The following is a 2,935-nucleotide window of genomic DNA, read 5'->3' as shown; positions in this document are numbered from 1 at the left end:
GCCACCAGCACGCTCGATGTCGCGCTCGGTAGCGCGCAGCCCGTCATCTCGGCGGCGACGGCTGATCTGGGCGGCACGCTCAACATCACCGGCTTCGGTGCGAGCGCGCCGACCTCGGCCAGTGCGCTGATCGGCACACAGACCAACGTGATTCACACGACCGGCGGCATCACGAACGACTTCGACACGGTCAGCCTCGGTGGGGCCGCAAGTCCGGTCGATTACCTTACGCTCGCCGGTGGCAAGTCGGCCAATGCGCTGGACTACAACGTGGGCTTTGGCCTGACCTGGCTGGCAGGCACCACGGCGGGCGACGGTGTGTTCACGCTCACGAGTCCGGCTGACACGTTCAACGTCGATGTGGTGCTCGCCAATCAAGCGGCGTCGGTGACCGGCTGGGACGGCACCACACTGACGAAGAACGGTGCAGGCACGCTCTTGCTCTCGGCGGTCAACACCTACACCGGGCAGACGCTGGTCAACGCCGGCACGTTGCAGACCGGCATTGCGAATGCGTTTGCCACCAGCAGCGCGGTGAATGTTGCGAGCGGCGCCGCGCTGGCTTTGAACAGTTTTGATCAGATCGCCAACAATCTCTCGGGCGCGGGTAGCGTGACGCTGGGCAGCGCGGTACTGACGGCGAACAACACCGCCGATACGACCTTCGGCGGGGCACTCAGCGGCACGGGCGGCTTGATCAAGAACGGCATCGCCGCGCTGACGCTGACGGGCGACAGCGCCTACACCGGTGGCACGACGATCTCGGCGGGCACCTTGCAACTGGGTGCCGGCGGCACCGCCGGGAGCATCGTCGGCGATGTCACCAACAACGGCACGCTGTCGTTCAACCGCAGCGATGCCTTGACCTATGCGGGCGCGATCACCGGCACCGGCGCAGTCAACCAGATCGGCGCAGGGACCACCACACTGACCGCGGACAACACCTACGCCGGTGGCACGACGATCTCGGCCGGCACGCTGCAGTTGGGCAATGGCGGCACGACTGGCAGCATCACGGGCAACGTCGCCGACAACGGCACGCTGTCGTTCAACCGCAGCGATGCCTTGACCTTTGCGGGCGCGATCACAGGCACCGGCGCGGTCAACCAGGTCGGCGCAGGGACAACCACGCTGACGGCCGACAGCACCTACGCCGGTGGCACGACGATCTCGGCGGGCACCCTGCAGCTTGGCACCACCAGCGGGCTCACCGGTTCGATCGTGGGTGATGTCACCAACAATGGCACGCTGGCGCTCGGCCATGGGAATGCCTGGACCTTCGGGGGCGCGATCAGTGGCTCCGGCAATGTCAACCAGATCGGCGGCGGGACCACCACGCTGACAGCCGACAACACGTATACGGGCGGCACGACGATCTCGGCGGGCACATTGCAGTTGGGCAATGGCGGAACGACTGGCAGTATCACCAGCGATGTCACCGACAACGGCACGCTGTCTTTCAACCGCAGCGATACCTTGACCTTTGCGGGCACGATCACAGGCACCGGCGCAGTCAACCAGATCGGCGCAGGGACGACGACGCTGACGGGCGACAGCACCTACACGGGCGGCACGACGATCTCGGCAGGCACGCTGCAACTGGGTGCCGGCGGCATCACCGGGAGCATCGTCGGCGATGTCACCAACAATGGCACGCTGGCTTTCAACCGCTCCAACGCCATCACCTTTGCTGGCGCGATCGGCGGCGCCGGCGCCATCAACCAGATCGGCGCCGGAACCACGCAGCTGACGGGCGACAGCGGCACCTTCTCAGGCACAACCAATGTCACGAACGGCATGCTGCGGGTCGATGGCAACTTGGGTGGGACGACTAGCACGCTCAACGTATCGACGGGCGGCATCCTCGGCGGCCACGGCACGATCGGCGGCAACGTCGCGATTGCAGACGGAACCCTGGCGCCCGGCGCATCACCGGGAACGCTGACGATCGCAGGGAATCTGGCGCTGAGTGGCGCCTCCGTCCTCAACTATGAGTTCGGCCAGGCCGGTACGGTCGGCGGCACGCTCAATGACCTGACAGTGGTCGGCGGAAACTTGACTCTCGATGGCACGCTCAACGTCACAACATCCGCCGGCGGCACGTTCGGCCCGGGCCTGTACCGCGTCATCAACTACGGCGGCACCTTGATCGACAACGGGCTTGTCGTCGGCACGGCGCCCGCAACAGGCTCGTTCATCCAGACCTCAGTGGCCAATCAGGTCAATCTGATCAACACCAACGGGCTGACGCTGAGCTACTGGGACGGAGCCGCAGGGCCGAAGAACAACAACGTCGTTGATGGCGGCACGGGCATCTGGCAGGGCTCGGCAGGCAACGACAACTGGACGACGGCGGATGGTTCGGTCAACGCGCCGTTCTCCGACGGGTCCTTCGCGGTGTTCACGGCCACGCCCGGCACCGTCACGATCGACAACGGGCCGGGTGCAGTGACGGCGTCGGGAATGCAGTTCGCAAGCAGCGGCTACGTGCTGCAGGGAGACCCGATCGCGCTGGTGGAGACCGAGGCCACAGTGCCGGGCATCACAACCATCCGGGTGGGTGACGGAACGGGTGCGGGCGCGGGCTATGTCGCCACCATCAACTCGGTGTTGAGCGGAGCCGTGCAAATCGACAAGACGGACCTAGGCACGCTGGTGCTTTCCGGGGCCAACACCTACACGGGCGGAACGACCATCTCGGGCGGCACGCTCTCGGTCGGCGCAGATGCAAACCTGGGCGCAGCCGCCGGCGGCGTGGCGCTGGATGGCGGCACGTTGGAAAGCAGTGCGAGTTTCACGTCGGGCCGCGCGGTCACGATCACTCCCAACAACGGCAGCATCCAGACCGATGCGGGGACGACGCTCACGCTGACCAACACGCTCTCCGGTGCCAGCGGCGCACTGACGAAAGAAGGCGATGGCACGCTGGTTCTTC

General features: G+C 66.0%; 1 protein-coding gene. It reads left to right on the top strand.

Annotated features, from left to right (window positions below; translation table 11 throughout):
- Positions 1-2,935: autotransporter-associated beta strand repeat-containing protein (locus tag AC1DMA_RS30075; RefSeq protein ID WP_478146472.1), on the top strand; the 2,935-nt coding region annotated here is incomplete at both ends.

This window comes from Variovorax sp. 05N34, from assembly GCF_056397405.1.
Note: the sequence above shows the minus strand (reverse complement) of the source record. Positions and strands in the feature narration are given on the sequence as shown.